This is a genomic window from Chondrinema litorale (genome assembly GCF_026250525.1).
Taxonomy (GTDB): domain Bacteria; phylum Bacteroidota; class Bacteroidia; order Cytophagales; family Flammeovirgaceae; genus Chondrinema; species Chondrinema litorale.
The window spans coordinates 61,308-86,841 of the sequence record NZ_CP111055.1 but is presented as its reverse complement, the minus strand read 5'-3'; the positions used below and the strand labels follow the sequence as shown (position 1 = coordinate 86,841).

27 protein-coding genes and 1 pseudogene are annotated in these 25,534 nt (G+C 31.5%); 15 read left to right on the top strand and 13 right to left on the bottom strand.

Going from position 1 to position 25,534, the window contains the following annotated elements; translation table 11 throughout:
• Positions 1 to 9: 9 nt before the first annotated feature.
• Entirely contained in the window at positions 10 to 174 is a 165-nt protein-coding gene (locus tag OQ292_RS34155; RefSeq protein ID WP_284688769.1) for a hypothetical protein, read from the top strand.
• A gap of 45 nt (positions 175 to 219) precedes the next feature.
• On the opposite strand, the gene OQ292_RS34150 is transcribed toward OQ292_RS34155, so the two are convergent.
• Together OQ292_RS34150 and OQ292_RS34145 are read right to left on the bottom strand one after the other, a co-directional pair.
• On the bottom strand, positions 220 to 1,686 hold the full coding sequence (locus tag OQ292_RS34150; protein ID WP_284688768.1) for a sensor histidine kinase: 1,467 nt from the start codon (positions 1,684 to 1,686) through the stop codon (positions 220 to 222).
• A 290-nt stretch (positions 1,687 to 1,976) separates the two neighbouring features.
• Positions 1,977 to 2,339 carry a response regulator gene (locus tag OQ292_RS34145; protein ID WP_284688767.1) on the bottom strand — a complete coding sequence of 121 codons (363 nt, stop codon included), beginning with the start codon at positions 2,337 to 2,339 and terminating at the stop codon, positions 1,977 to 1,979.
• 290 nt (positions 2,340 to 2,629) lie between these two features.
• On the opposite strand from OQ292_RS34145, the gene OQ292_RS34140 reads away from it, so the two are divergent.
• From OQ292_RS34140 to OQ292_RS34120, 5 genes are all read left to right on the top strand, one after another.
• Positions 2,630 to 3,124: a response regulator gene (locus OQ292_RS34140; protein ID WP_284688766.1), complete on the top strand. Its 495-nt coding sequence runs from the start codon at positions 2,630 to 2,632 to the stop codon at positions 3,122 to 3,124.
• 173 nt (positions 3,125 to 3,297) lie between these two features.
• Positions 3,298 to 3,741, top strand: coding sequence for a hypothetical protein (locus tag OQ292_RS34135; RefSeq protein ID WP_284688765.1), 444 nt, complete (start codon positions 3,298 to 3,300; stop codon positions 3,739 to 3,741).
• Positions 3,742 to 3,779: 38 nt separating this feature from the next.
• The gene (locus OQ292_RS34130; RefSeq protein WP_284688764.1) at positions 3,780 to 4,217 is read left to right on the top strand and encodes a hypothetical protein; all 438 of its coding nucleotides are present in this window, start codon (positions 3,780 to 3,782) and stop codon (positions 4,215 to 4,217) included.
• Between the two features lie 470 nt (positions 4,218 to 4,687).
• Positions 4,688 to 5,191 (top strand): hypothetical protein, encoded by a 504-nt coding sequence (locus OQ292_RS34125; protein WP_284688763.1) that lies wholly within the window; start codon positions 4,688 to 4,690, stop codon positions 5,189 to 5,191.
• A 198-nt stretch (positions 5,192 to 5,389) separates the two neighbouring features.
• On the top strand, positions 5,390 to 5,812 hold the full coding sequence (locus OQ292_RS34120; protein WP_284688762.1) for a hypothetical protein: 423 nt from the start codon (positions 5,390 to 5,392) through the stop codon (positions 5,810 to 5,812).
• Between the two features lie 188 nt (positions 5,813 to 6,000).
• Here OQ292_RS34120 and OQ292_RS34115 read toward each other — a convergent pair whose 3' ends face one another.
• Together OQ292_RS34115 and OQ292_RS34110 are read right to left on the bottom strand one after the other, a co-directional pair.
• A complete protein-coding gene (locus tag OQ292_RS34115) occupies positions 6,001 to 6,945 on the bottom strand; it encodes a sensor histidine kinase (RefSeq protein ID WP_284688761.1) in 945 nt (314 codons plus the stop codon).
• Between the two features lie 93 nt (positions 6,946 to 7,038).
• Positions 7,039 to 7,224, bottom strand: a complete 186-nt coding sequence (locus OQ292_RS34110) for a hypothetical protein (protein ID WP_284688760.1) — start codon at positions 7,222 to 7,224, stop codon at positions 7,039 to 7,041.
• Positions 7,225 to 7,455: 231 nt separating this feature from the next.
• Here OQ292_RS34110 and OQ292_RS34105 point away from each other — a divergent pair, with 231 nt between their 5' ends.
• The 4 genes from OQ292_RS34105 to istB are packed head-to-tail and all read left to right on the top strand — an operon-like array spanning position 7,456 to position 9,797.
• A complete protein-coding gene (locus OQ292_RS34105; RefSeq protein ID WP_284688759.1) occupies positions 7,456 to 8,145 on the top strand; it encodes a helix-turn-helix domain-containing protein in 690 nt (229 codons plus the stop codon).
• A 47-nt stretch (positions 8,146 to 8,192) separates the two neighbouring features.
• Positions 8,193 to 8,573: a hypothetical protein gene (locus OQ292_RS34100; RefSeq protein WP_284688758.1), complete on the top strand. Its 381-nt coding sequence runs from the start codon at positions 8,193 to 8,195 to the stop codon at positions 8,571 to 8,573.
• Between the two features lie 14 nt (positions 8,574 to 8,587).
• A complete protein-coding gene (locus OQ292_RS34095) occupies positions 8,588 to 9,046 on the top strand; it encodes a hypothetical protein (RefSeq protein ID WP_284688757.1) in 459 nt (152 codons plus the stop codon).
• 16 nt (positions 9,047 to 9,062) lie between these two features.
• Positions 9,063 to 9,797, top strand: a complete 735-nt coding sequence (istB, locus tag OQ292_RS34090) for an IS21-like element helper ATPase IstB (protein ID WP_284686512.1) — start codon at positions 9,063 to 9,065, stop codon at positions 9,795 to 9,797.
• Between the two features lie 35 nt (positions 9,798 to 9,832).
• Here the strand turns inward: istB and OQ292_RS34085 are convergent, their stop codons facing one another.
• A complete protein-coding gene (locus OQ292_RS34085) occupies positions 9,833 to 10,726 on the bottom strand; it encodes a GAF domain-containing protein (protein WP_284688756.1) in 894 nt (297 codons plus the stop codon).
• Between the two features lie 1,059 nt (positions 10,727 to 11,785).
• On the opposite strand from OQ292_RS34085, the gene OQ292_RS34080 reads away from it, so the two are divergent.
• The 4 genes and pseudogenes from OQ292_RS34080 (at position 11,786) to OQ292_RS34065 (ending at position 16,893) form a co-directional block, all read left to right on the top strand.
• Positions 11,786 to 13,345: a PAS domain-containing protein gene (locus OQ292_RS34080; RefSeq protein ID WP_284688755.1), complete on the top strand. Its 1,560-nt coding sequence runs from the start codon at positions 11,786 to 11,788 to the stop codon at positions 13,343 to 13,345.
• A gap of 47 nt (positions 13,346 to 13,392) precedes the next feature.
• Positions 13,393 to 14,211: pseudogene (xerA, locus tag OQ292_RS34075) on the top strand (site-specific tyrosine recombinase/integron integrase); the annotation flags it as partial.
• A complete protein-coding gene (locus OQ292_RS34070) occupies positions 14,208 to 15,365 on the top strand; it encodes an IS91 family transposase (RefSeq protein WP_284688753.1) in 1,158 nt (385 codons plus the stop codon). The pseudogene xerA and the gene OQ292_RS34070, both read left to right, overlap by 4 nt.
• Positions 15,366 to 15,624: 259 nt before the next feature.
• On the top strand, positions 15,625 to 16,893 hold the full coding sequence (locus OQ292_RS34065; protein ID WP_284688752.1) for a PAS domain-containing protein: 1,269 nt from the start codon (positions 15,625 to 15,627) through the stop codon (positions 16,891 to 16,893).
• 101 nt (positions 16,894 to 16,994) lie between these two features.
• Here the strand turns inward: OQ292_RS34065 and OQ292_RS34060 are convergent, their stop codons facing one another.
• Positions 16,995 to 17,378: a response regulator gene (locus tag OQ292_RS34060; RefSeq protein ID WP_284688751.1), complete on the bottom strand. Its 384-nt coding sequence runs from the start codon at positions 17,376 to 17,378 to the stop codon at positions 16,995 to 16,997.
• Between the two features lie 697 nt (positions 17,379 to 18,075).
• Here OQ292_RS34060 and OQ292_RS34055 point away from each other — a divergent pair.
• The gene (locus OQ292_RS34055) at positions 18,076 to 18,504 is read left to right on the top strand and encodes a hypothetical protein (protein WP_284688750.1); all 429 of its coding nucleotides are present in this window, start codon (positions 18,076 to 18,078) and stop codon (positions 18,502 to 18,504) included.
• A 102-nt stretch (positions 18,505 to 18,606) separates the two neighbouring features.
• Here the strand turns inward: OQ292_RS34055 and OQ292_RS34050 are convergent, their stop codons facing one another.
• From OQ292_RS34050 to OQ292_RS34020, 7 genes are all read right to left on the bottom strand, one after another.
• Positions 18,607 to 19,002 (bottom strand): hypothetical protein, encoded by a 396-nt coding sequence (locus OQ292_RS34050; RefSeq protein ID WP_284688749.1) that lies wholly within the window; start codon positions 19,000 to 19,002, stop codon positions 18,607 to 18,609.
• Positions 19,003 to 19,399: 397 nt separating this feature from the next.
• The gene (locus tag OQ292_RS34045; RefSeq protein WP_284688748.1) at positions 19,400 to 20,611 is read right to left on the bottom strand and encodes a cation:proton antiporter; all 1,212 of its coding nucleotides are present in this window, start codon (positions 20,609 to 20,611) and stop codon (positions 19,400 to 19,402) included.
• Between the two features lie 532 nt (positions 20,612 to 21,143).
• Positions 21,144 to 22,136, bottom strand: a complete 993-nt coding sequence (locus tag OQ292_RS34040) for an ABC transporter permease (RefSeq protein ID WP_284688747.1) — start codon at positions 22,134 to 22,136, stop codon at positions 21,144 to 21,146.
• Positions 22,133 to 23,098, bottom strand: a complete 966-nt coding sequence (locus tag OQ292_RS34035) for an ABC transporter ATP-binding protein (protein ID WP_284688746.1) — start codon at positions 23,096 to 23,098, stop codon at positions 22,133 to 22,135. The genes OQ292_RS34040 and OQ292_RS34035 overlap by 4 nt, the downstream gene beginning before the upstream one ends.
• 8 nt (positions 23,099 to 23,106) lie before the next feature.
• On the bottom strand, positions 23,107 to 23,964 hold the full coding sequence (locus OQ292_RS34030) for a COG1470 family protein (protein ID WP_284688745.1): 858 nt from the start codon (positions 23,962 to 23,964) through the stop codon (positions 23,107 to 23,109).
• 391 nt (positions 23,965 to 24,355) lie between these two features.
• A complete protein-coding gene (locus tag OQ292_RS34025; RefSeq protein ID WP_284688771.1) occupies positions 24,356 to 24,979 on the bottom strand; it encodes an IS1595 family transposase in 624 nt (207 codons plus the stop codon).
• Positions 24,970 to 25,269, bottom strand: a complete 300-nt coding sequence (locus tag OQ292_RS34020; protein ID WP_284688744.1) for a hypothetical protein — start codon at positions 25,267 to 25,269, stop codon at positions 24,970 to 24,972. Before OQ292_RS34020 ends, OQ292_RS34025 begins: the two co-directional genes overlap by 10 nt.
• Between the last annotated feature and the right edge of the window lie 265 nt (positions 25,270 to 25,534).

Below are 25,534 nucleotides of genomic sequence, written 5' to 3'. Positions count from 1 at the left end.
CCATATGAAATGGCTAAAAAACATGATTTAATCCCTCTATTAGGTAGTAAAAGCGTTGTGAGTGAAATTATGAATGGTAAGCGGGAAATCTCTTTGATAGCAGCAAGAAAACTCGCTGGTAGATTTCTTATACCTGCTGAATGCTTTCTTAACCTTGATCCGGTAACTGTTTAATTTGGGTGATAATGCACCTTTATACTAAAAGGCAATGTTTAATACTTAAAGTTGATTAGCTATTGTAAAGTTAAAAGTACTCCCCTTTCCTACTTCTGATTCTATCCATATCTCTCCCTTATGTAACTCTACAATCCGTTTACAATTTGACAAGCCTATACCATAACCACTATATTGTGTCCTCTTATGAAGACGCTGAAATATCTGAAAAATTCGGTCATAATTTTTTTCTTCTATGCCTATACCATTATCTATGATAGAAAACATCCACCTATCTGTTAAATCCTTTGCTTTTATTTTTATCATTGGCTTTTTCCCCTTCTGTTTAAATTTAATTGAATTATTAACCAGGTTTTCAAATAGTTGTCGCATCTCTATCTCATAAACATTCAATGTCGGCATTTCATCTTCTATAATTACTTCTGCATCATTTTTAGTGATTAAACTTGTCAAATCTGCAATAGCTTCTTCAATGATATCTTTGCAATTTTTATAAGCTAATGTGCGATTTCTGCCCAAACGTGAAAAATCTAAAAGAACACTTATTAAACCATTCATTCTATTGATGGCCACAAGCATCCTGTTAAGAGATTTTTTGCCAATTGTATTAAGTTGATCTATATTTTCATCTTTCAGTATCTGGATATAGTTAGATAAAGTTCTTAATGGCTCCTGCAAATCATGGGAGGCTAAATAGGCAAAATTTTCCAGTTCTTTATTTTTACTTTCTAACTCAACTTGTTTTTTATAACTAGCTTCTTGCTTTTTTCTTTCTGTGATATCTATAATTGAGGCTAAGACCATTAACCCATCTATTGTTTCTATCGGGTTCAAACCTATTTCTACTGGAATTTCTGTTCCATCTTTTCTTAAAGCAAATAGTTCTCTTCCCACACCCATTGAACGTTTTTGTGGATGCATAAAAAATAACTCAATAAAACCTTTATGCTTTGACTGAAACCTTGATGGAATTAAAATATGTAAATGTTGACCAACTAACTCTTTTTCTTGATATCCAAAAAGTGTCTTAACTTCATTATTTACCAATGCAATCTCCCCTTTATCATTTACCAAAATCATGGCATTGGGAGCAGAATCTACTACTAATTTAAACCGTTCTTCTGCCTTTTTTCTCTCTGTAATATCTATAATGGAAGCTAATACAAGGGTACCATCCACTGTAACTATCGGATTTAAACCTATCTCAACTAGAAATTCTGTATCATCTTTTCTTAAAGCAAATAATTCTCGACCTACACCCATATTACGAACGGTAGGATTTAAAAAGAATATTTCTCTAAATTCTGGATGATTCTTTCGATACCTATTTGGTAGGAGTTGTTCTACTTTTCGACCAATTAGATCAAATCTTTTATAACCAAAAAGTATCTCAGCCTGATTGTTTACATAAGCTATTTTACCCTCTTTATTTACTAATATGATGGCATTTGGTACAGAATCTACCATTAACTGGAAAGTGAGTTCTGTATGTTTAAATTGTTCATTTTCCATTTGGTAGTTATTTAAGTCAGTAATCTTTCACCTCAACTAAAGTACTTATTTTTTTGTAGAAAATTCCAGAAAGATAAATAGAAATTATTGCCATTAATTTCTATACTTTAATAAAGTATATATTAAGAAGTTTCCAGCTTTAATTTTAAAGCAATGTTGCCAGAAAAGTGTAAAAATAGTTACAGCTCTTTCTAAATATGAAACTATCTCATTTTAAACACTATAATTTCTAATTGCACAAATTATTCAACTAAGTAAGTAGTCAAAGTATACTGCATTTGAGTCTTATGTTACTTACAATATTTTTTAATTAATTCGGGAAGTTTATTTAATTCTTCTTTTAACAAATAATCATTAGCTTCTACAAGAATAGTCTCTTCTGCTAGCTCTTTCGATATTAAACCTGTTATATAAATTATAGGTACTGTGTCATAGAAATCTCTTGCTAATTTAAATGCCTCATTAAATGCAAATCCCGGCACATTGTAGTCAAGAATAATTAAATCTGGATGCATATTATGTAAATACCCGACAAATGTGTTTTTGCTATCACAAGAAATAAGTGTGAATGGAATATCTGTATCTTTTAAGCATCTTCTTAAAGATATTTGATCATTTAAGGAATCTTCTAAAAGAAGAATTTTCTTTTTCATGGAATCATTAAACAATATCTTGCAATTTTTTTACCTCATACTTCGGTTCTCAACTAATTTACTATATAAATTTAGGTATTAAACACTTTCATTGATAATCTTCATTATTTTAAGAATTAGTTATGAAGAATGCTTCTGTTCTTAAGCAAATAACAATTTGTAGATCTACGCATAAAATAGTAAATTAATGGTAATTAGAATTATTGAAAAATGAACTGACTTTGTATTATGCTAATGTAGATGAAAATAGTTTACTAACAACAGATATTGTTCTATGTAATTAATTTAGTATGATTTATTCAGGTATTAAACGAATACTTCTTCTTGAAGATAGCCTAGATGTTCAAATATTAATTAAAGGTAATTTATTTAATAATGGCATTTTTGCTAGTATAGCTTGCTGTGATAACAAAGAACAATATTTATATTATCTAAATAAATTTCAACCTGATATAATACTATTAGATTATTTGGTTTCTAGTCTGAATTTTGGAGATGTTTTAACACTTACTAGAACTATACATCAATCAGTTCCTATAATTTATCTTAATGGTATTATTGATAAAGAATTAGCCTTTGAAAACTTCATCAAAGGCGCAGATGCTATTGTTACAAAAGACAGCTTAGAAGAGTTATCGATAGTTGTTCAAAAGGTTTGGTTAAAAATGCTATTGACTACAGAAGTAAATAACTTATTGAAGTTGAGTATCGTTAAAAGATTGGACAGCTTAAATATTGAATTGAATTCTCTTACTCATAATGCTCAGGTGTTTATAAAAAATTGAATTCATTAAAATTGTTCATAACAATTTAAGGCATGCTACTCTTTTGCATTTTTTTGATATTGGATTGATATATTCTATTAATTCGTGTAAATAAATTCTAATTTCTTTTTCCTGTTCTATTTACTTATCTGGATTTAAGGTTTTATGAATAGATTTTATTTACTTATGGTACGATGAGAGCAAGCACAAATTTACATTCGAGTCAATTTCTAAAAATAAATTACTGCCCATCTAAATTATTACTAGAAATAGTTTGGCAACCTGGATCAAGGCAAATGAATCAGGAGGATTATCAAAAATATTTTTATACTTATGTTGATATTAGAAGAAATTACAAAATAGATAAGGTATTACTTGATGAAAGCCTCATGTTTTTTGCTCCTGATCCTAATTTGCAATCTTGGGCAAGTAATTTGATCAACACCAATTTACATATTAAGCCTAAACAAATTGCTGTTGTAATGAGCGACGAGTTTATTAAACAACTTTTAGTACAACTCTTAATTGAAGAAGTATCTCACGATAATCAGGAACATGTATTTTTTACTGAAAAACAAGATGCGCTTCAATGGTTAAATGATAATATTTTAATGGATGGCTATCAACTTAGCACTTAAATTAACAAAGCATAAACTAAACGCTAAATTTGATTACTATGCAAAAAATTAAAGGTTCTAAACTACTTTACGAAAGCTTTTACTTAAGAATCGAATTATGCACTAAATATCATGTACTTGGAATTACTTGGCTTCCTGGTATTAGTCTCATGAATGAGAATCAGTTAAAAAGCGAGTTGAAAAACTTAATTCTAGTAGTTAGAAAATCATCTTTTGAAAAAATATTAATTGATGAAACTAACTTCTCATGCATAAATAATCTAAATATTAACCTTTGTTTTTACCAGTTATATAAAAATAGATTATCTGATTTGAATCTTAGAGTGGGGATATTAAAACATACAGATGACTTTCACACTTTTAATAGTTGCCAAGTATTTTGTCAAAAAAATGCCAATTGTAAAACTTTTCAAGCTTTTGATACAATAGAAGAAGCAATGAGTTGGGGGGGCCATGTTCATCCACTTGCAGCTTAATATATTTAATTATAAATGGCTTATCTATAATAACCGTTTTTCTTGATACTATCAATTCTATTCACCTATTATAAATCCATATTGGCTTAAAAACTAGGTTGTAGTTTATCCTAAATATTTAAAGGAACTGCTTAACATTAGCGGTTCTTTTTTTATACTCAAATAAAAATGTTCAATTCATTTACAAACAGCATGATCAATAGCTATTTTCAATGAGTTTAAAATCAAAATTAGTTATGTTTTTTCAACATTAATGCCAATATAAAGCCCATCTAAAACAGTAAAATATAACTATTCTAACATAACCAAAGGATTAAGCAATGTTTTAATTGATTAAATATTAATCCTTATCTATACTATTAAATTTCACTCTTTATACTTTGTTATATTTATAATAATAAAATTACTTAACACTTAATATAGGTCTCCTATACTGTAGGCATTACTCTTTGACCTTAACCGCTATTACTATGAAAAGTATCTATGAAAGCTCTTTTATAAGCATTAAATATGATGAGAAAATAAACTTATTGGAAGCCACCTGGCTTGAGAATACAAAAAACATGAATGAAAGTCAATTCAAATCTGAGTTCCTTTCCTATGTCTCATTTGCAAATGAATGTGCTTACAAGAAAGTTTTAATTAATGAGACCCAATTCCATTTTAATAGAGAATTACACATCCAGCAGTGGGTTAGTTCTATGGTACATATCAAACTGCTAAAAAAATACGAAAATGCTAAAATGGCAATTGTTTATAGAAATGAGGAAATACAGCAAATTACTGTTAAAAAAATGGTGAAAGAGATGCAATTATCTGATATCACTACTTTATATTTTGAATCTAAACAAGATGCCCAGAGTTGGCTTCTAGAAGGTAGTATTATTCCTTCCAATAGAAAAGTATTCCTCTTTTTAAATAATGAGTTTGCTGATTATTCAGATCAGGTTGAGAAAAAAATAGTTTCTATTTAAATTTATAGATAATCAATATAAAATCATTAAGAGAAATGAATCTACTGCTTTCAACTAAAATATGATTTTTCTAATATTATTTTATAAATATCTCTATCAAAATGCAAATGAATTATAATTATACTCATATGTAAATATGAAGTTAATTTATTTTATTGTTTATATAAATGATGCTTAACCTATAACTGCACAGTCAACATGAAAATCATCTACAAAAGCTCATTTGTCCAAATCTGCTATTCTCCTACAATAGAATTAATGGAAGTGATATGGTCACCTACTTCTATAAAACTACGTCCATCTCTATACAGGTCAGAGTTTCTTACTTTTTTCAAATATCAAAATATCTACAAAGCTCCAAATATCTTAGTAGATGAGAGGATGTTTAATTATAAAGTTGATAATGAGCTTGAAAAATGGGTTAATAATACTTTAAAAGAGAGGGTGAAGTTTTTTGCAAAAAAAGTAGCTATAGTTATTAATGAAAATGATATCAAAAATAATTCGATAGAGCAAAGAATTGAACAAGCTCATTTAATAAACACTCAAATGGCTTTTTTTAAAGATAAAACCTCTGCTAAGGACTTTTTGATAAAAGAATATCAAATGGATTCTAAATAAAGAAGTGAAAGTTTTAATAGTAATATTGTGGGTTGTAATATTAAGAATTACATTAAACTTGCATAAAATTTCATATCATTAATCAATCGCCAAATTATCAATTGGCTAGATATAATATATAAAAAGAGCTGCAAAACTAAAGCAGCTCTTTCGCAAAATTTATTAACACCTCATTCCTCTTTTTACAATTATAATTGTTCTAGCTGTTTAGCAATTGTAAAACAAAAGGTGCTGCCTTTACCTTTTTCGGATTCTACCCAAATGGTCCCTCCATGTATTTCAACAATCTTTTTACAATTTGCCAGACCTATTCCATAGCCTCCATATTTTTTATCTAAATGAAGTTTTTGAAATATGTGAAAAATACGTTCTATATTCTTTACTTCAATACCTATACCATTATCAGTTATTGAAAATTGATGGAAATCTTCTAACTCTTTATAGTTTATGTAAATTTCAGGAGCTAAATTTTCTTTCTGAAATTTAATGGCATTTGATACCAGATTTTGAAACGTTTGTCGCAGTTCTGTTTCGTATCCTTGCAGTTTTGGTAAATTACCTACCTCTACTTTAGCATTTGTGCTTTGAATAAGTTGGTGCAAATCATCGATTACTTCTGCCACAATCTTGTTTGTATCCACATCAATAAGCATTCTATTACGACCTAACCTTGAAAATTCTAACAAAGCTCTAATCAGGGCTTTCATCCTTTCAGTAGATTGGCTAATTGTCTGTAGATAATTAAGTATATCTTGATCCAGTTCTTTTTCAAAGTCTTCATAAATAATCTGAATATAGTTTGTGATGGTACGTAGAGGTTCTTGCAAATCGTGTGAAGTAATGTAGGCAAACTGTTCTAGTTCCTTGTTCTTTTGTTCCAATAGTGCCGTGCGTTCATGAACTCTTTTTTCAAGACTTTTATTTGTTTCCAACAATTTTTTTCTTGATTGTTCCAATTGAGTAGTACGCTCTTTAACTCTCTTTTCAAGCTCTTTATTTAGATCAGCCAATTCCTTTTTTGATTGGTCTAACTCTGTAACATTTCTTAGCATTACATAAACATAATTATCTTGAATATGATGAACTGAACATTCATACATACCTGCGACCTCTTCATTTGAATATTCTACCATGCCTAAATTCACACTTCCTCCATTTACAGATACATTTCTATAAGTTTAAATTACCTGTAATCCTACCTTATGTTCATATGCTTCAGGTGCCACTTATATTATGAATTTCCCAAACACCTCCTCTCGTGTTTTTCTCATTTCATACAGAATTATTTTATTCATAAAAATGTAGCGAACACTTTTTAAGTCATTTGGATCCAGTACTTGAAATATCCCCACACCAACAGGTAAATCGTCCATGGTTTTAATGAGAATTTCGAGGCTTAATAGATCTTTCATTGTGTCAAGATTTAATTTTCTTGATTTTAAGTGGTAATGAATTCAGTAGTTAAATATAAATATTTTACTACTGAATAACTCATTTACTCTTAATTTGGGAACTTCTGGAAAAACCGGTGAAAAGTTTACCATAGTTTCCGGAGAAATATTTACCACTAAATCTGGGGAAAAGTTTACCACCTGTTAAGCCATTAAATAGCCAAGGATAAATAACTTATATCCAAAAAGGCTATGGCTAATCATAGGACAGATATGGTAACTATAAAACAAATCATACGATTATATAAATCTGGAAAAAGTCAACGGAGTATAGAGCGGCAGCTCCATATATGCCGCCCTACAATAAAAAAATATATCCAAGCTTTTCAGGAAAGTGGTTTCAGTCCAGAAGAGCTGTTGTCTTTGTCAGAAAGTGATCTAGAAGACTTATTTGGTCGTGCCCGAAAGTCTATAACTAGAAAGAGTGTAGCTAATATTTCTGAGTTAGAAAAACTATTTCCTGATATGGAAAAAGAGCTCAGAAAGGTTGGTGTGAGTAAAAAGCTTTTATGGCAAGAATATAAGAATAAGTATCCAGAAGGTTTAGGTTATAGCCAATTCTGCTACCATTTTCAGCAGTGGCAGGAGAGACAGGATGTATCTATGCATATAGAGCATAAGGCTGGGGATAAAGTTTTTATTGATTTTTCTGGTAAAAAATTATGTGTAATCGATAAAGCAACTGGAGAAGAAAAGCCTATGGAAGTGTTCGTAGCTATACTTCCTGCAAGTCAACTTACCTATGTAGAAGCTGTTAGAACTCAAAAAAAAGAAGACTTTATAAAAGTAGTTGAAAATGCATTATGGTATTTTGGAGGTGTTCCTTCTGCTATACTAAGTGATAATCGCACGGCGACCGTCTTAAATCCGCTATTAAATTAGCAAGTCATTATGAGCCGGTAGTTAATGCTACTTTTCAAGATTTTGCTTTGCATTACCAAACGACTGTACTTGCCACTAGAGCAGCTAAACCCAAAGATAAAGCCTTAGTAGAAGGAGCTGTCAAATTAGTATACACACGCATTTTTGCACCTCTACGTCATCAGCAGTTTTTTTCTTTAAAACAACTCAACCAGGCAATCCATAATAAATTGATGGAGCATAACATGGCTAACTTTACTGGTAGAGATTATAGTAGATTATTACTATTCAATCAAATCGAAAAAAGCTTATTATCGGCTTTACCTCAGGAAAGATATGAGTTTAAACAGTTTAAGCAAGCTACTGTATATAAAAGCTCCCATATCTGGTTGGGAGAGGATAAACATTATCGGGCGCCGAGCGCTATAGTGTCCCTTATCGATTTTTAAAAAAGAAAGTGAAAGTGGCTTATTCATCTTCCAGAGTAGAGATTTTTTACAAACATACTCGTATAGCTTGTCATCAAAGAGATAGAAGAGCCTATCAATATACCACTCAAAAAGAACACATGCCTTCATCTCACAAGTTTATTGCCGAATGGAACCCCAATAAATTTATCGGGTGGGGCTTAGCGATTGGACCAGCCACTGGGGCTTATATCGAGAAGTTACTTCATTATAAACTTCATCCTGAACAAGGATATAAGGCGTGCATTGGTATATTAAAATATGCAGACAAAACCACTATAGGCAAAGAACGATTAGAAAATGCTTGTAAAAGAGCTTTGTTTTATGAAAGCTATAGCTATCGTATAATCAGTAATATTCTTGAAAAAGGACTAGACAAAATAGATATGGAGCAAGAAACACACATCAATTTACCATCGCATGAAAATATACGTGGTAAAGATTATTATAAATAACTTATACTTTAAACTGATGAATACCTCTGTAATAAAAAATCGATTAAGTGAATTAAAATTCTTTGGTATGCAACATGCCTTTCAAGCTTATTTGCAAACAGGTCAAGATCAATTATCTGGAGTTGAACTCTTGGATCATCTACTTCAGCAAGAATGGGAGTTCCGGCAAAACCGGAATATATCTACGCGGATTAAACAAGCACGCTTCCGCTATCAGTCTACTGTGGAGCAAATCGACTGTACAGCACATAGGAACTTGTCTAAGGACTTATTACTAAGACTAGCTGACTGTTCTTTTATTGAAAAAAAGGAAAACATCTTGATTACTGGCCCTACTGGTGTTGGAAAAAGTTTTATTGCTTCCGCTTTAGGTCATCAGGCTTGTATGATGGGATATAAGGTATTGTATTTTAATGCTATTAAACTCTTCTCACAACTAAAAATGGCAAGAGCTGATGATACTTACTTAAAGGAATTAAAACGTATGGAAAAACACCAACTCTTAATATTGGATGACTTTGGATTACAAGTGCTAGATCATAATACCTGTTTAGCTTTACTAGAAATTATTGAAGATAGACATGGTAAAACTTCTACAATTATAACTTCCCAAATGCCGGTAGAAAAATGGTATGATCTGTTAGGAGAAAAAACTATCGCAGATGCTATATTAGATAGATTAGTTCATGCTTCTCATCGAATAAAATTAGAGGGAGAATCCATGAGAAAAGTAAAAAACTCTACCAACTAAAATAAATACAATTTATATTTAAGTAATTGATGGGATTAACAGGCATTTACTTTTCTAAAAAATACTGGTAAACTTTTCCCCGGATTGAGTGGTAAACTATTACCGGAATATACACTATAAACGAATTTATCCAATTCACTATTCTTTTTGATGAGCATTTCATTTTGATTTATTAGCTCATTATTGAGCTTTACTATTTCAGCTTTTTTTTCTTCTTCTACAAAGTATTTATGTAATACTAAAGCGATAACACTACTGACAGATTCTAAAAACTCTACTTCTCTTTCATTTTTTTTATGACCTACTGCTAAATATAGAACCATTATTCCTAGAATTTCTTCATTGTACATAATGGGTACATTATAATGAGCATGATCTTTCATTCCTTTATAGGTAATTGTATGCTGATGATTCACACAATTAGCATGTTGTGTTTTTTTGGTGAGTATAACCTGCCCACAAAGACACTCACCTGATGTAATTCCTTTTATAGCACATATTTTAAGTAGCTCATCACTAAGATTATGTTGGGCTTTAATACGAAATTTTCCATCAGGATCTTTCAAAAAAAAGCCTAATCTTGGGTCTAATTTTATAAAATTTGCTTTGATGATTACCTCTATAGTAGATTGTAGAAATGAGATAGGCTCTGATGTTTTATTTGATAGAAGTAAGATATTATTAATCACCTCAGTTATTTTGAGATTTCCTATAATGTTTGCCTGGTTCTGTATTTTTATTCTTTGGTAATAAAGCTGCCCCATGATAGTTCCAAGAACACTACCAACTATTATGGGAGTGATAATAGCAGGACTTAAATATTCTGTGTTAGAAAACACATAAGTAACTTGAATAAAATAAAAGATCTGCAAAATCAGAATACACAGAAATATTGCAATTAAGTAAATCTTGAATTTGACTTTTTCCATAAATTGGACTGTATCTGAGGTATTTAGATATACTAAATTATTGACTTATTACTATAAAATTAGTCTTGCTTCCTGCTATATAAAATTTCCATATTTTTAAGAATAATATATATTCTTGTTCTTTTATTGTTTAATGCTTGTTAGCAGAAGTTATCTCTACAAATAATGTGGTATATAATGTTATATCAATAAAGTTAAAAAGAAATTATACACATCACTTCCTCGCAAGATAACCTTGATTTAAAATAGTATGGGTTCAGTTTGTTTCCTCCTTGACGACATATTCTATTTATGTTGATAGCTATTAACAGTTTTTCTATAGTTAACCTGTATTTTGGGCATTAGTTTTGTGCCTTAACAAGGTGTAGGCTGCCCAAATTTAGTATAAGTCCTTTAACAAATTAGTTGTATAAAAAAAGCTACAAATTTTCAAATGCAACTGTTGTCGATGTTTAAGATTTTACCTGAAGTTTGGTATTTAATCTCTCTTTTTAAATAACATTCTGTAAGGTTAATTTTTTTCTACTAGTAACTAAAATTACTGCACTCCTACTTTTTATTATTTGACCTTTTCTAATACTTTTAATTACACCTCATTTAATATCGTTTTCCTTCAATTGCTTTTAATAGGACAAATCATTGTATAATAACATATTCCCCTGCAGACATAGTTATTACTTTTTTGACTAATTCATTATATACATGTATCCGACAAAAAACTCATACTCAATGAGTAATTACTTTATACCATGCTCTTGCAATTTTAGGCGCTATAGATTATTAGGCTCATAGTTAGATCAATCTCTTCTTTGGTATCCTAAGTGTTCTTTTACTTAGATTGCTAATCTAGAACCAAGATTTAATTTTCAATTATTATACAACGATTTAGCAAAGATATTTCCTTAAATAATACAATTAATTATCCATTCTTAGTGTAATGCAGCGAGCATTAAACTTTATTTAGTTCAACATGTATGTCTATTCGTATGATAGGTCGTTGCAAAATAATATTTATTAACTCTAATTCTCGCTAATAATATGTTTAAACTATCGCAATATATGATCTCTCAAAGCCACCTAAATGAAGTGCAAGAAAATTTAGACCAATTAAAAAGTGAAATAAACTCAGCCACTTTTTTTGTCAAAAAAATTGAAGAAGGAGTATTAGATGTTAAATATCCCAATATTGATGAAAATGAAATAACTTCAGACTCTCTTTCTGGCTCTTTGATCAGTATGAGAAATAAATTAGTTCATTTAAATAAAGAAGATCTTCAAAGAAAATGGACTAGTGATGGCTTAGCTTTATTTAATGAAATATTAAGAAAAAATGGAAATGACCTTCAGGAAGCATGTTATCAAATTATCAGTAACCTCATTAAGTATATAAAGGCAAATCAAGGTGCTATTTATGTAGTTAAAAAAGATAAACAACTCATTGAACAAATAGCTTGCTATGCCTATGACCGGAAAAAATACATCGATCAAACATTTCAGTTTGGTGAAGGATTGATTGGACAAATTTACTTAGAAAAAGAAACACTTTTGCTGCATGATGTTCCAAAAGACTTTGTGCAAATTACCTCTGGATTAGGTGAAGCTGCTCCTAATGCTGTTATCATTGTTCCTTTAAAAGTCAATCAAGAAGTAGAAGGTATTATCGAGCTTGCTTCTTTTAAAGAGTTCCGCACTTTCGAAATTGAATTTTTAGAAAAACTAGGAGAATCCGTTGCCTCAACCTTATCTAATATCAAAGTAACTCAACAGACAAAACTATTATTAGAAGAAAGCCAACAACAATCAGAATCTTTAAAAGCTCAAGAAGAAGAACTCCGACAAAATATGGAGGAGTTATCTGCCACTCAGGAAGAATTAGTTAGGAAACAACAAGAAAGTAGTAATATATTAGAAAAATTTAATCTTATTACCCAAACTACTAAAGAAGGTTTATGGGATATGGTAGTTCCTGCTAACATGGATATCAATGATCATACACCTTTCTTTTGGACAGATAGATTTAAACAAATGTTAGGATATACAAATGAAACCGATTTTCCTAATGTACTACATTCATGGTCTGATTTATTACATCCTCATGATAAAGAAAATACCCTCAATGCTTTTGCTGAGCATTTAAATGATACTACTGGCAATACTCCATATGATGTAGAATACCAGTTAAAGCTTAAAAATGGTGAGTACAGATGGTTTAGAGCTATCGGTAATACTTTAAGAAATCCTCAAGGTAAACCTATAAGAATTGCAGGGTCTTTAATTGATATTCAAGCGTTGAAAGATATGCAATCCTTGCAAAATGAATTAGAATTAAAAATAGAAGAAAGAACAAAAGAGGTAAACAAGCTTTTATATGCCTCAAAAGAAAAGAATGAACAATTAACTGCTCAAGAGGAAGAGCTGAGACAAAATATTGAGGAAATGCAAGCTACTCAAGAAGCATTAGCCTTAAAAAATAAAGAGATTGCTAAAAATGCCGCAGAATCAGCTAGTGTTATTAGAGGTATAGATGAAGTAATGTGTACCATTGAGTTTACTCCTAATGTTGAACTAAACCTCCTTTCAGTCGGTGGGATTCCAATAATGGTTAAATTGAGTTTTTAACTTAAAATAATCATCATGAAAAAAAAGTCAGTCCCTTAAGAGAAAGGTTCATCCAAGAACTCACCTATCGTAGTTATAGTCCTCATACCATCTATACCTATCAATGTATGCTCACTAAGATTAGTGGGTTCTACAATAGATCGCCCGAGCTATTGACCCTAGAGGAGATCAAACATTATCTGTATCATTGCAAAGAAAAGCAAGATCTCTCCAGCTCATTTATCAATCAAACGATAAGTGCCCTCCGCATATTGAGACGCGATGTACTCGGAGAAAATTGGGAAGATGGCCTACGTTTACATAGACCTCGAAGAGCGCGGAAGCTCCCAGTGATATTATCAAGGGAAGAAGTGAAGCGTTTGTTGTCTATGATAAGCAATCCCAAACACAGGGCACTAGTGGCAGTACTCTATTCCAGTGGGATAAGGATGAGCGAACTCCTATCATTATACCCAACTGACATAGATGCCGACCGCATGGTAATACGAGTAAGGCAGGGCAAGGGAAACAAAGATAGAGAGACAATATTATCGAAAAAGACCCTTGAGTTGTTACGTGAATATTACCGCCATGCTTATCCCAAACCGACCAAATACCTTTTCGAGGGAATGGGTGGGCCAGGTTTGAAATATTCAGCTAGTTCAGTGAGGAAGATATTAAAAAGAGCTGCTAGACGTGCGGGAATCGAAAAAGAAATCGGAGCCCATATCCTTCGTCATACTTTTGCCACACACATGTTAGAACAAGGCACCAACCTGAAGATATTACAGCAGTTACTAGGGCATAAGTCTTTAAAGACCACCATGGTATACCTACATGTAACAATGACTGATAGTAGGGTAAAAAGTCCATTTGATGAGCTATGAGCACTGTATCAGAAAATGTGAACAGGCGGCAAGGACTAGAGCTATCCGATATCTTCCGTAGGTACGGTGAAGATTTTCTTTCCTCGCACATGTTATGTCCGGATCAGTTAAAGGCCTATCGTGCCATCCGTGATTGTAGGACAGTGGCGATGGGTGGCCATGTAGAAGGTTGCGATCATTGTACTTACCACAGGAATGCTTATAATTCTTGCAGAAATCGGCATTGCAACAAATGCCAGTATGCCAAGCAATTGCAATGGGTGGATAAACTCCAGGCCAATTTACCAGTATGCAGCTATTTCCATGTGGTCTTTACTATTCCCCAAAGTCTCCATAAGCTGTTCTATATCAATCAGCGGGTGTGTTATGACCTGTTGATGAAATCCTCGTGGCAAGCGGTAAAGAATGTAACTGCCAACCCAAGATATCTTGGAGCCAGAACAGGTGCAGTGTCCGTATTACATACATGGGGTCAATCGTTAACCTACCATCCTCATGTACATCTGCTGGTGCCTGCAGGGGGTATCACCGATGACGGAATGGAATGGAAAGATGCCAAGGATTATCTTGCGTCAGTCAAAGTGCTTTCCAAGGTATTCAGGGGTATCTTTTGGGAATGGATCTGTAAGTATCTTTCAAAGGAAAAGATAAAACTCTCTGATGATCTCATAGACAAAGTTGATTTGAAAAAGAAGATATATGAAAAGAACTGGAATGTATATGCCAAAAGGCCACTAGCAAGCCCAAGATCTGTAGTAGGTTATCTGAGCAAATATACCCATCGTGTCGCCATCTGTAACAGCAGACTATTAGCAATGGGAAATGGAAAAGTAACCTTTAGATGGAAAGATTACCGCAAATCTAGTAGACAGGATTGGATGACACTTGAGGCTAATGAATTTATTGCGCGGTTTATGCGGCATATATTACCAAAAGGTTTTTATAAAGTGAGGTATTATGGGCTGCTTTCCCCAGTCAATAAAAAACTCAAGGACATGTGTGCAGAACTGATGGGTAGATCGGAGATAATCTCACTCTTGGCAGGACTAACTGCAAAGGAGGTGTTCAGAGTGGTCACGGGAAAAGATCCAGATATATGTCCTAAATGTAAAAAAGGTAAGATGATGGTCAGGCTCCACATAGATCCGGGGTGATACTTACTAAATGAAACGTTCCTTGACATGATGAAATATCCTTTAGAAAAGGCTGATAGGGGTTCGGCAGGGTATACTATGCTCAATTATTAACAAAATGGCATGAAATTTTGGTCAACGCGTGTAAAAATCAAGACCTTCACTTCAAAATACCTTAAAGAGGTAGAAAGCTGGCCATAACTATGCCCATAGCAGACAGTGGGCAACGGCTCAGTTCAACATAGTTTTATAAACCACTTGCACATCTATCAGAATCTCAATGAATTTATCTAATATTTATCCAGATTATGGGTGTCTCTGCTTATTTTTGGGCAAGCAGTGTATAAAACACTATATTGGTATCATTCATTCAGCTAATGCTAACTTTTTAAAGGTAATGAACTATGATTTGGAAGATATTCAAGGTAAACACCATCAAATATTTGTTCCTGAAGAAATCGTCAACACACCTAAATACGAGGCTTTTTGGGAAAAACTAGCAAAAGGAGAGTCCGTTTCTAAAGTATTTAAGAGAATCAATGCTGATAAAAAGACTGTGTGGTTGAATGCGATTTATACTCCTATACTTGATGAAGAACATCATGTAATTAAAGTAGTTAAGTTTGCTACAGATGTTACTAATAGTCAAAAAATCTCATCTGAAACTAAAAGCATCTATCAAGGAATTGATAAAGTAATGGCCGTCATTGAGTTTTCTCCTTTAGGAGATATTATTACTGCCAATGAAAATTTTCTTCAGGTTATGAAGTATTCTCTAAAGGATATTAAAGGCAAACATCACCAAATATTCATGCCGAAAGACATGATAAACTCTTCAGAGTATCAATTATTCTGGGAAAAATTAGCTGCTGGACAAGCTATATCTCAAATATTTCAAAGAATTGATGCACATGGAGATATTGTGTGGTTAAATGCCATCTATACTCCTATTATCGACACAGAAGGTCATGTAACAAAAGTAGTTAAATTAGCTACTGATATTAGCCAAGAAAAAAAGAAAGAAATACAAGTATCAGAATTATTGGAGGAGTCTCGAGCAAAAGAAGAAGAGCTTAGACAAAGTATGGAGGAAGTGACAGCTACTCAGGAAGAATTACATAATCAAATTGCATCCTCCTATATGCTTAACAGTGAGTTAGATGCTCGAATGGCAGTATTGAATGAATCAACTATTCTTTCAGAATCTGATATTTATGGGAATATTATTTATGTAAATGACAAGTTTTGTGAAGTATCTCAGTATAGTAGAGAAGAGTTATTAGGATATCCTCATAAAATGGTAAGGCATTCTGATACACCCAAAGCGTTTTTCAAGGCCTTTTGGACTAAAATACAGGCTGGAGAAGTATTTCGTGGATATCTGAAAAATAGAAAAAAAGATGGTACACCTTATTATGTGGATGCAGTTATATCTCCTGTATTAGATGAAAATGGTAAACCTGTAAAATATATTGCTGCTCGATATGTAATTGAAAATGTTGAACTTGCTGAAAAGCTCTTAAAAGAACAAAATATATATGTGTCTTAACTATTACAATTGAAGGCTCTTATATTAAATACAAGAGCCTTTTTCCATTCAAAGCATCTAATCAGATGCTATACTCAATTTAGATGTGCTAAGGGTATTATTTACAAATATGCTTTAACCATGCTTTTATTAAATGGTTTGACTGCATGTTTTTTTACAAAGGAAAAGGCTCCTACTCTTTCCATATCTTTTTCATTAAGTGAACTTGATATAACTATTAGAGGCAGTGAGGGAAAAAACTGATAAAATGCTTTTTCATATGCTTCTAAAAACTCAAATCCATTCATCATAGGCATCATCAAATCTATCAAAATAAATTTTAGTGGGCGTGCATGCACTTTTTCCATTTGATACTCTTCTAAAAAAGAAATGGCTTCTTTTCCATTTTTGGCAATTACAGGTTTGACATTAGGATTTACATTTTGTATCATTCGTTCAGTAATCATAATATCAATTTCATCATCATCAACAATTAAATAACTCATAGAAATATTTAGTAAATAAAACTCCGTAAAATTTAAACAGAATTTACCTTTTTTTTATTTCTTCTCAAAAAAGGAGTATTTCTATCATCGCTTCATGTATTTCTAAATTTCAATAAAAAAATAAGCTACTAGTAAGTAACAGTAGCTTATATAAACTCTTAGTGATAAGAGAATGATTTTTAGTATTTAAATAAAAAAGAAATTTTGCTAGTAACATCTAGCAATAACTTCAAATTTGCAATTGATTTATAGTGTAGTACGCAATTTTAATAAAAATGGAGCAAAAAATACATATACATCCAAATTACTGAAATGAATATCACTAAGTTTACTCCAATTACTACACCTACCTATATAAAAGAATGATATCAAAACCAAAGTACATACCATGAGGCATTGGATCATTTGACTATACACACAAAACTCCTATCTTCCGAAATGAAATCCTTTTTAGATTAAGCTGAAAGTGGAAGATATTTATTTCTTGACAACTTTTATGGATTTGGAAAAACACAGAATGGCTATCAGTTATTATATAATTTTACTATGAAGCGCTACAATCAGCGAAACCACATGCAATTACAGTTTTATTTGAATACTTTTATAAAAGAAAACCAAAATGGAGAATTCATGCCTATAAAGACTTAATGTTGGGCAAGAAATAATATTAATTAATCAGGGTAAAATATAGATTCGCATGAAACTCAAATATAAATCACAACTGCAAATAGAACTGGAATTCTTATTCAGGCAGCAGCTCAACCTGCAGACTGCCATCACAGATGAATTCAAAGATATCCAAGAACAAAATAAATTTTTCCAACTCTACATCAATAGCTCATTTAAAACTTTTTTTTGTTATATCTATCCAGATATACAAGATGATCAGATTGATGAAAACAAACTCAATCAAAACCCGCTGTTTATAAAAACAGTAGTAATGCTCGAAGAAACTTTTAATGAATTAAATCAGAAGCTTTATCAGCTGTTTCAAGAAAGTAGAAGTTCTCATTCCCAGCAAAGTAAACTACTCATTTCAGTACATATTGATCAATTAGTGACTAACATTTTATCTTTGTTTCAATCTTTTAATGATAATGCTTCAGATACACTTTATTTTGATTGATTTAAATTGATCAAAATACGGACTCTCTTGAAATCAACTTTCTTAAATAATGCACTACTATACATTTCTATGCAATAGTTATTTTACCTTTATTGTAAGAAATTAATGAAGCATTATACTTGATATAATATGGTCAGTGGAATTATTATTCTCTTCTCCGTTTAATAAATAATTTTTTGCATCTTCTTTATTAAAAAATATATTGTAGTTAGTTTTTTCTATACTATTTCTATATGTTGATTCTTTAGAGATTTTTTTTTGTGGTAATTCTGCTCCTACTAATAAGGCTACCTTTTTAGTGTGGTAATTTGTTCGCTTGCTAATTATTTCTTTTATCCATTTTTGAATACTAGGTGAGCCTTTAAAATTCAGATGCCTTTCATCTAGTAATAACCTTTCACATTTGTACTGATCTCGATATAAAAGAAATGTCAGAAATTCAGACTGAAATTGTGCTGTTAACATTGAATTTTTTGTAGGTAGCCATACTATTTCCATCAACTTTAAAGACGACTTATAAGTTAATATCATAAATGTGCTTTCATAAATAATTTTCATTGATTGTGATGTATTGTGTAGTTTTTTTGGTTAATCTAAATATTTAAACAGCATATCTCATATCCTAAATAAATTATTATAACTTTTGTTCAATTACCTATGAAAAAAAGCCATTTCTAAACTAGAATGGCTTTAAACTAAAATATGATTATGGTTTCAAGTTAAATTATCTTTTACAACAATCAAATTACTTATTAATTTATAATATTGAATAAAATGAAGTTATTGTATTTAGTTATTCAGTATTAACAAAATTATTTATGAATACTTTGCTAGAAAACAGAAAGGTACTTACCTACTTTCTAAAAGTATTTTCCTCCATTTAATGGGAAACAATTTAAGATTCATTTTTCTTTATTGCTCCCTTTATATTTTTTTGGAACAAAAATGATTTCTTTGGAATTTTATAAATAGATTTCTCAATAATCGATATCCAAATAGCTGAAACCATCATAGTCATAGCAATCATTGCCAGCGTGATTTGATAACTATATGTTCCAATCATCTCAACACTAGCAGCTAAATTAACCAATACAAAACTAAACTCACCTATCTGAGCAAGTAGTGCTCCAGCAAAAACACTATCTTTCCAAGTACTACCCATACCTTTAAAAATCATTGTATTGATTAAGCTATTGATTATTAATACTGAGAAAGTAATTAATAATATTACAATAACATTCTCCATAAAAAAATCAAGATCTATTTGCAGTCCTACGGACAAAAAGAAAAGTGTTAGAAAAAATACACGAAAAGGAATTAATGCCTGACTTAACCATTGTGTAGCCGTATCTTGCCCTACAACAATACCAGCCATAAAAGCGCCTAAAGCTGGTGATAAACCAATCCAATGTGTTACCCATGCCAAGCCAAAACATAATAAAAGTCCGATAAACACCTGTAGGTCATGATCTTTTGACAATTCATTTTTAAAAGGCATTTTGAATAATTTTTTGGAAATTGCTGCTCTTAAGAAGAATAAAATAAATATTCCTCCCAAAATAGTTTTTATTATTTCTTTACTCTCTACCTCTCCTTTAGCCATGAAATTAATGATTAACATCATAGGTACTATGAGAATATCCTGTAATATTAAAACTCCAGTAGTCAATACACCTAGTTTACTGTGAATTTCACCACTCTTCGATAAATGTTGAAAGATAATTGCTGAACTACTCAAGCTAATTACAAAACTCAGCAAAATAATTACTGACCATGACCAACCCATAAAATACCCAATTGTCAAAATACAAATAAAGCTAAACAAAAGCTGAGAAAGTGTACCCAGCAAAGGCTTCTGTATTTTCTTGAAAAGATTTGAAAAATTTATTTCTGCCCCAATAAAAAACATGAGCATAATCACTCCTAGTTCACCTAATTGCGCGATGATAATTGATTTATGAATTATTCCTAAGCCCTCAGGACCTAATAGAATTCCAGCCAGAATATAGGCAACAAAATATGGTTGCTTCAAACCTCTAAGCAAAATGGCCAATAATAATACTGTAAGTATCAAAATTACCAGTCCACTAAGTAGTTCTTTACTCATTACAAATTATCGTTTTAGAAAAAATGTTATAATTTACATTAATTGAATTAGATAATCTATCATTAAGGAATTCGATAACCTTAAATAATATAAACCCTCTCCTTATAGATAGGAGAGGTATTTAATTTGCTCGATGCACGTTAATAAAAAAATTCCGTAATATATCTTCCAAGTGTATCTTTTTAGATAATCTTAAAAAAATTGGGATAACGCTCTGTTGACATTTCTTGATGAACCAATTGAAATAATTCACGGCTATAAAAAAAGTTATATAGATCAAACTTATCAGAGCCATTCCTAATGCTAGCTTGTCCATAATTTTACTTTTTTAAATTAAAAGAAACTTGATGTATAACCCACAAACAAATCTTTTACAAATGACAGTTTTTAATATAGGTTATAATACAGTATAAACTGAATTTCAAAACATATTCCAATTAAATTAATTTCATCTTTCCTACATCTAGTGATGACATTTTGTCATTACTTTAATCTAGTAGTTAGGTGCCATGAAATTTGTTCACTTGTCAAATCAACTTCTTATCTCTCTACGCATGAATAAATAATAGGATAATGCAAAAAAAGCAAGTGTGACTGATACCAGACCACTTATTTGAGGCCAAACGATGATCAAACTTTCTCTTAATGGTAATGGAGAGGGAATTGCTCCAACCATTTGTTCCATTGAAATGGGTCCAAGACTTCGTATAGAAGGCATTAATAAAGTTGTAGTAGCATCTGTATAAAGTTGACTGGGTGAAAAACGCAGTAAACCAATCATTACCTCATTGTAATAAAATATCTGCCTTTCAGATAAATGCTTTATTTCAGGTGTAATTGTCTTGAGTATTAAATTTATAATAATTTGATAAAATATTGTGAAAAATAACCAAATACCGATTGCTGTTAAGGCTGATGTAGCAGCTTTTTTAAAGCAAATAGAAAGAAGAATAGATAGTGATAACCAAAAACCCACATAAACTACACAAACTAAAATATAACTGAATATCCTTAAGACTTCTTCAATTTCAATAATAATACCTGTAAGAATAATACTAGCTCCTATCATCAATAAAGTAAGCGTTAACAGTAATATTCCAACTAAAATTAAAGAACTTACAAATTTTGATAATATTAAGTTGTCTCTATATACTGGTTGAGCCATTATTCGAATAAGAGTACCACTTTGTTGCTCTGAGTTAATCGCATCAAATCCAAGACTTATACCCAATAGAGGACCTAAAAAGCTAAGAAATACATGAAAAGGGGGTAAACTATCTTCTGTGCTTGTCAATAACTTAAGATATAAAAACAAATGATCAGTATCTTTTACTTTAGCAACAACCTCCCCAATATTACTCATAGCAACTGCTGTAGCTCCCCAAAATGTAAGCACTATAATTAATAGCAACACGACAAACCGCCAACTTCGAATATGATCTGCTATTTCCTTACCCACCATCACCCAAAAGGGTTTCGGTGTCCTTTTAGCAGTTTTTTCTGCGAAAGTGTTTATATTTTTCATATACCTAAATGCTCTTTTGAATGATTGTCAAAATATTTTTGATATATATCCTCTAGACCATATTCCTTCTTCTGAACACCAATTACATCATTTCCCCGATCTACAAAAAAACGGACAATATCAGGTGTTATATCAGTACTACAAGCAACATCCACATAATTATCTGCTATCGTTATCTTTTGCACGGTCTTAAACATCTGTAATTCCTTTTCATGTTGCCAAGGAACAATTATCTTATCTTGTAAGGTAATACGTACTTCATAAGCTTCCGTATTGTATAGGTTATTGGAAAGTGAATTAATATTACCTTCAGTTAAAAGATTACCCTTAACAAAAATTCCTACACGATCACATACCTGTTGTACCTGATGAAGATGATGAGATGAGAGTAATACAGTTAATCCTTGTTCTCGACTTAATTGATAAATAAGTGCTAAGAAATCTTTTACTCCACTTGGATCAATTCCCAATGTGGGCTCATCTAAAATAATGATCTCCGGTCGTTTCATCAATACTTCTGCTAAACCTAGGCGTTGTTTCATTCCACGTGAAAAGGTTGAAGTCTTTTTATTATAGAAGGCTTTTTCAAGTCCTACCATTTTCAAAACCCTGAGTGCAAGTTCCTTTAATTCTATTTGAGGAATACTATTTAATTTGCCAATATATATCAGGTTTTCTAGTGCTGTCATATTATCGTAAAAATTTACACTATCTGGCAAATAACCTACTTTCTTTTTTACAGGAATTGGTTCTTTTGTTGAATTATATCCACAAACATCTATAGAACCACTTGTTGGTTCTGTTAAGCCTAATATCATTAGAATCGTTGTGGTCTTACCTGCTCCATTAGGTCCAAGTAAACCAAATATTTCTCCCTTTTTAATCCCTAAGTTCAATTTGTCAACTGCTTTAAAAGAACCATAGGATTTACTTATATTTTTCAATTCTATAATTGAATCCATAGCCTTGATTATCTTCTTCCAAACTTATAAATAAGATATGCGACAATACCAATTGCCAACAAAATCACAACAACGCCTATCCAACCAGCAAACACTGATGTTTCTACTGTTGTTCTATAAGTAAGTGTATTAGTTGTATCTACAGTTTTTGCAGTAAACCTATTAATATAATCACCCGCTAATGTTTTATCTGGAACCGTTAGAGTTACGATAACGTCCTTTGTTTGACCTGCTGCTAGTTGTGGTATTTCAGAAGGAGAAAATGTTGCTTCCCACTTGGTTGGATTTTGAGAAGATAAGGATATATTTTCTAAAGCTAAGGTGCCTGTATTTTTCACTTGCAGATTGATCTCTTTTCTTTCTCCTTCAGTAATTCTTCCACTTAGTAATCCTGATGGTGTGGTTAGTTCCAAATCGTAAGAACCTGTAACAACAGCCTCAACATTAAGCACCAAGGTATCATTTTGACTAGTAGCATAGATTGGGATCTTATATTTGGAAGGTGATGCTCCATAAGCAGGGTTTATTTCTATACTAATGCTTTCCTTTTTGCCCGCATCTATTTTAATAGATGTGACTCGACTACCATGAGCTTTAAATGCCGCTCTCCAGCCATTAGGAATGGTAGTTTTTAGTTCATAAATTTTACTAGTATTTGAACCATTATGCAGGGTTGTTTGATAACGAAATGTTTCATTAACGGGAGCTTCAATATTAATAAGTGTTGAAGTAAAAGAAGAATTTGTATTTTCATCTTGCGTAATACTTGATGCAAATAACAAATGACTACTAAGAAATAAACATAATGAAAAAAATAAAACTTTGTTTTTTCTAGTGCTTGATATGTTAAAATTACCTACTAACATAGTACAACAAAAAAGATTATTGATGATCTAATAAAATTTAATTTTGCCTTTTATCAATTGATAACTTTGACCAACGTTGGATACGCAATTTTATAAATGGGGAAAAATTCCCGCAAAAAAATAACTTTTTTTAACAAAAGAATATACATTTAACTGAGTTATTTGAGACTATGCAGTTATCTACAGATTAGATAAAATGATCTTGAACTTCCCCTGAAGTAAATGTTATTTATTTTTAGTTTCATATCCATAAAAATTGCCTTATAAATAGATAATATTCATTTTACAATAAATAGCTTACTACTGCTGATATCATTTGGTTAGTCAACTTCTTTCTTTGCGTTTTTATTGGCCAGTAGTAATTTCTTTTTTATGTTTTAGGGTTACCCATCTAAGTCGCAGAACAAATAATTTGACTATAAGTTTTAGGTTTACCCTTGGTCATTCTTTTAAGTAATTTATCCAAGATGGTTTCTCTAAAATTCCTTCGTTTAAATCTAAAGAAATATTCGTTTAGGTAATCATTCAACAACCTTTTATCACAATAGGAATGTGTGCCTCTCAACCAATTTTTCAAATTCCTAATTTGCAGATGTAACATGGTGAAGTTTTCACCCTTGTTTGATAACTGTGAGTGCATGTTTTTGTATAACTTTTTGATAGGTTTATACCCACTCCAACCATCTTTAACTACTGCTGCTTTTTTGCTTATATGATCTTTGAATATAGGATTTAAGCTCTTAGCACTATAGTCTTTTATAGCTTTAGCATACCCCTCGGGGGAACCCCTGCCTGCATTGCCTTCTCTATATTCAATGGCAATCACTATTCTTACTTTTTTGTCTGAATGACTGCGACCTTGTTCTCCTTCTTGGGGAGTACCTATTTCAAACTCATCTACATGCACCTGATCTACTAAGGGAAATTTTTTGCTACTGCTCATAGCCTGTTGCACCTTACATCTAAATAACCATGCTGTTGTTTGTCTTACACCAAATCGCTGGGCTAAATGAATACTATTTGCGCCTTTTTATTGGTGACTATCTCATAAACCATGGCAAAGGCTGTGTCTATACCGAATTTTAACTTATGGAATAAGGTATGAGCTGTGGCAGATTCATCATAACCACAAGCTGTGCATCGTTTACTAAAATCTTGTTGACCTTTACAAAAAGTAGTATGCCTACATTTTCGACAATGGTAACCATCACTCCATTTCTGATCATGTAAGTACGCTAAACACTGTTTTTTTGTCCCAAATCTGTTTTTAAATGCTTTTTCTGTTAATCCTTTATCTATTTTCATCTTATCTATGCTTATTTTAAGATAAGATAATCCTGTAGATCGTATGGGGTTTACACCTTGAGATTTAAATGGGTAACCCTATTATGTTTTAAGTAAACATTGTGATAATAAAGTCTAAGTAATAAATATTACCATTGTATTCTCTCTTATTTTTAAGAGCTAATTCAGAAATGAGGGTATGTGTCAATCCTTCAATTGTCCCTTTTGATGAGGATATTTGTGAATGAAAACTGAAACCATTCTAAGCTACTATGCTTGAATACAA

Excerpts from the sequence above, each read along its gene's own strand:
- OQ292_RS34155 (WP_284688769.1), top strand. The coding sequence starts at position 10 with ATGGCTAAAAAACATGATTTAATCCCTCTATTAGGTAGTAAAAGCGTT.
- OQ292_RS34150 (WP_284688768.1), bottom strand. The coding sequence starts at position 1,686 with ATGGAAAATGAACAATTTAAACATACAGAACTCACTTTCCAGTTAATG.
- OQ292_RS34145 (WP_284688767.1), bottom strand. The coding sequence starts at position 2,339 with ATGAAAAAGAAAATTCTTCTTTTAGAAGATTCCTTAAATGATCAAATA.
- OQ292_RS34140 (WP_284688766.1), top strand. The coding sequence starts at position 2,630 with ATGATTTATTCAGGTATTAAACGAATACTTCTTCTTGAAGATAGCCTA.
- OQ292_RS34135 (WP_284688765.1), top strand. The coding sequence starts at position 3,298 with ATGAGAGCAAGCACAAATTTACATTCGAGTCAATTTCTAAAAATAAAT.
- OQ292_RS34130 (WP_284688764.1), top strand. The coding sequence starts at position 3,780 with ATGCAAAAAATTAAAGGTTCTAAACTACTTTACGAAAGCTTTTACTTA.
- OQ292_RS34125 (WP_284688763.1), top strand. The coding sequence starts at position 4,688 with ATGAAAAGTATCTATGAAAGCTCTTTTATAAGCATTAAATATGATGAG.
- OQ292_RS34120 (WP_284688762.1), top strand. The coding sequence starts at position 5,390 with ATGAAAATCATCTACAAAAGCTCATTTGTCCAAATCTGCTATTCTCCT.
- OQ292_RS34115 (WP_284688761.1), bottom strand. The coding sequence starts at position 6,945 with ATGGTAGAATATTCAAATGAAGAGGTCGCAGGTATGTATGAATGTTCA.
- OQ292_RS34110 (WP_284688760.1), bottom strand. The coding sequence starts at position 7,224 with ATGAAAGATCTATTAAGCCTCGAAATTCTCATTAAAACCATGGACGAT.
- OQ292_RS34105 (WP_284688759.1), top strand. The coding sequence starts at position 7,456 with ATGGCTAATCATAGGACAGATATGGTAACTATAAAACAAATCATACGA.
- istB (WP_284686512.1), top strand. The coding sequence starts at position 9,063 with ATGAATACCTCTGTAATAAAAAATCGATTAAGTGAATTAAAATTCTTT.
- OQ292_RS34085 (WP_284688756.1), bottom strand. The coding sequence starts at position 10,726 with ATGGAAAAAGTCAAATTCAAGATTTACTTAATTGCAATATTTCTGTGT.
- OQ292_RS34080 (WP_284688755.1), top strand. The coding sequence starts at position 11,786 with ATGATCTCTCAAAGCCACCTAAATGAAGTGCAAGAAAATTTAGACCAA.
- OQ292_RS34070 (WP_284688753.1), top strand. The coding sequence starts at position 14,208 with ATGAGCACTGTATCAGAAAATGTGAACAGGCGGCAAGGACTAGAGCTA.
- OQ292_RS34065 (WP_284688752.1), top strand. The coding sequence starts at position 15,625 with ATGAATTTATCTAATATTTATCCAGATTATGGGTGTCTCTGCTTATTT.
- OQ292_RS34060 (WP_284688751.1), bottom strand. The coding sequence starts at position 17,378 with ATGAGTTATTTAATTGTTGATGATGATGAAATTGATATTATGATTACT.
- OQ292_RS34055 (WP_284688750.1), top strand. The coding sequence starts at position 18,076 with ATGAAACTCAAATATAAATCACAACTGCAAATAGAACTGGAATTCTTA.
- OQ292_RS34050 (WP_284688749.1), bottom strand. The coding sequence starts at position 19,002 with ATGGAAATAGTATGGCTACCTACAAAAAATTCAATGTTAACAGCACAA.
- OQ292_RS34045 (WP_284688748.1), bottom strand. The coding sequence starts at position 20,611 with ATGAGTAAAGAACTACTTAGTGGACTGGTAATTTTGATACTTACAGTA.
- OQ292_RS34040 (WP_284688747.1), bottom strand. The coding sequence starts at position 22,136 with ATGAAAAATATAAACACTTTCGCAGAAAAAACTGCTAAAAGGACACCG.
- OQ292_RS34035 (WP_284688746.1), bottom strand. The coding sequence starts at position 23,098 with ATGGATTCAATTATAGAATTGAAAAATATAAGTAAATCCTATGGTTCT.
- OQ292_RS34030 (WP_284688745.1), bottom strand. The coding sequence starts at position 23,964 with ATGTTAGTAGGTAATTTTAACATATCAAGCACTAGAAAAAACAAAGTT.
- OQ292_RS34020 (WP_284688744.1), bottom strand. The coding sequence starts at position 25,269 with ATGAAAATAGATAAAGGATTAACAGAAAAAGCATTTAAAAACAGATTT.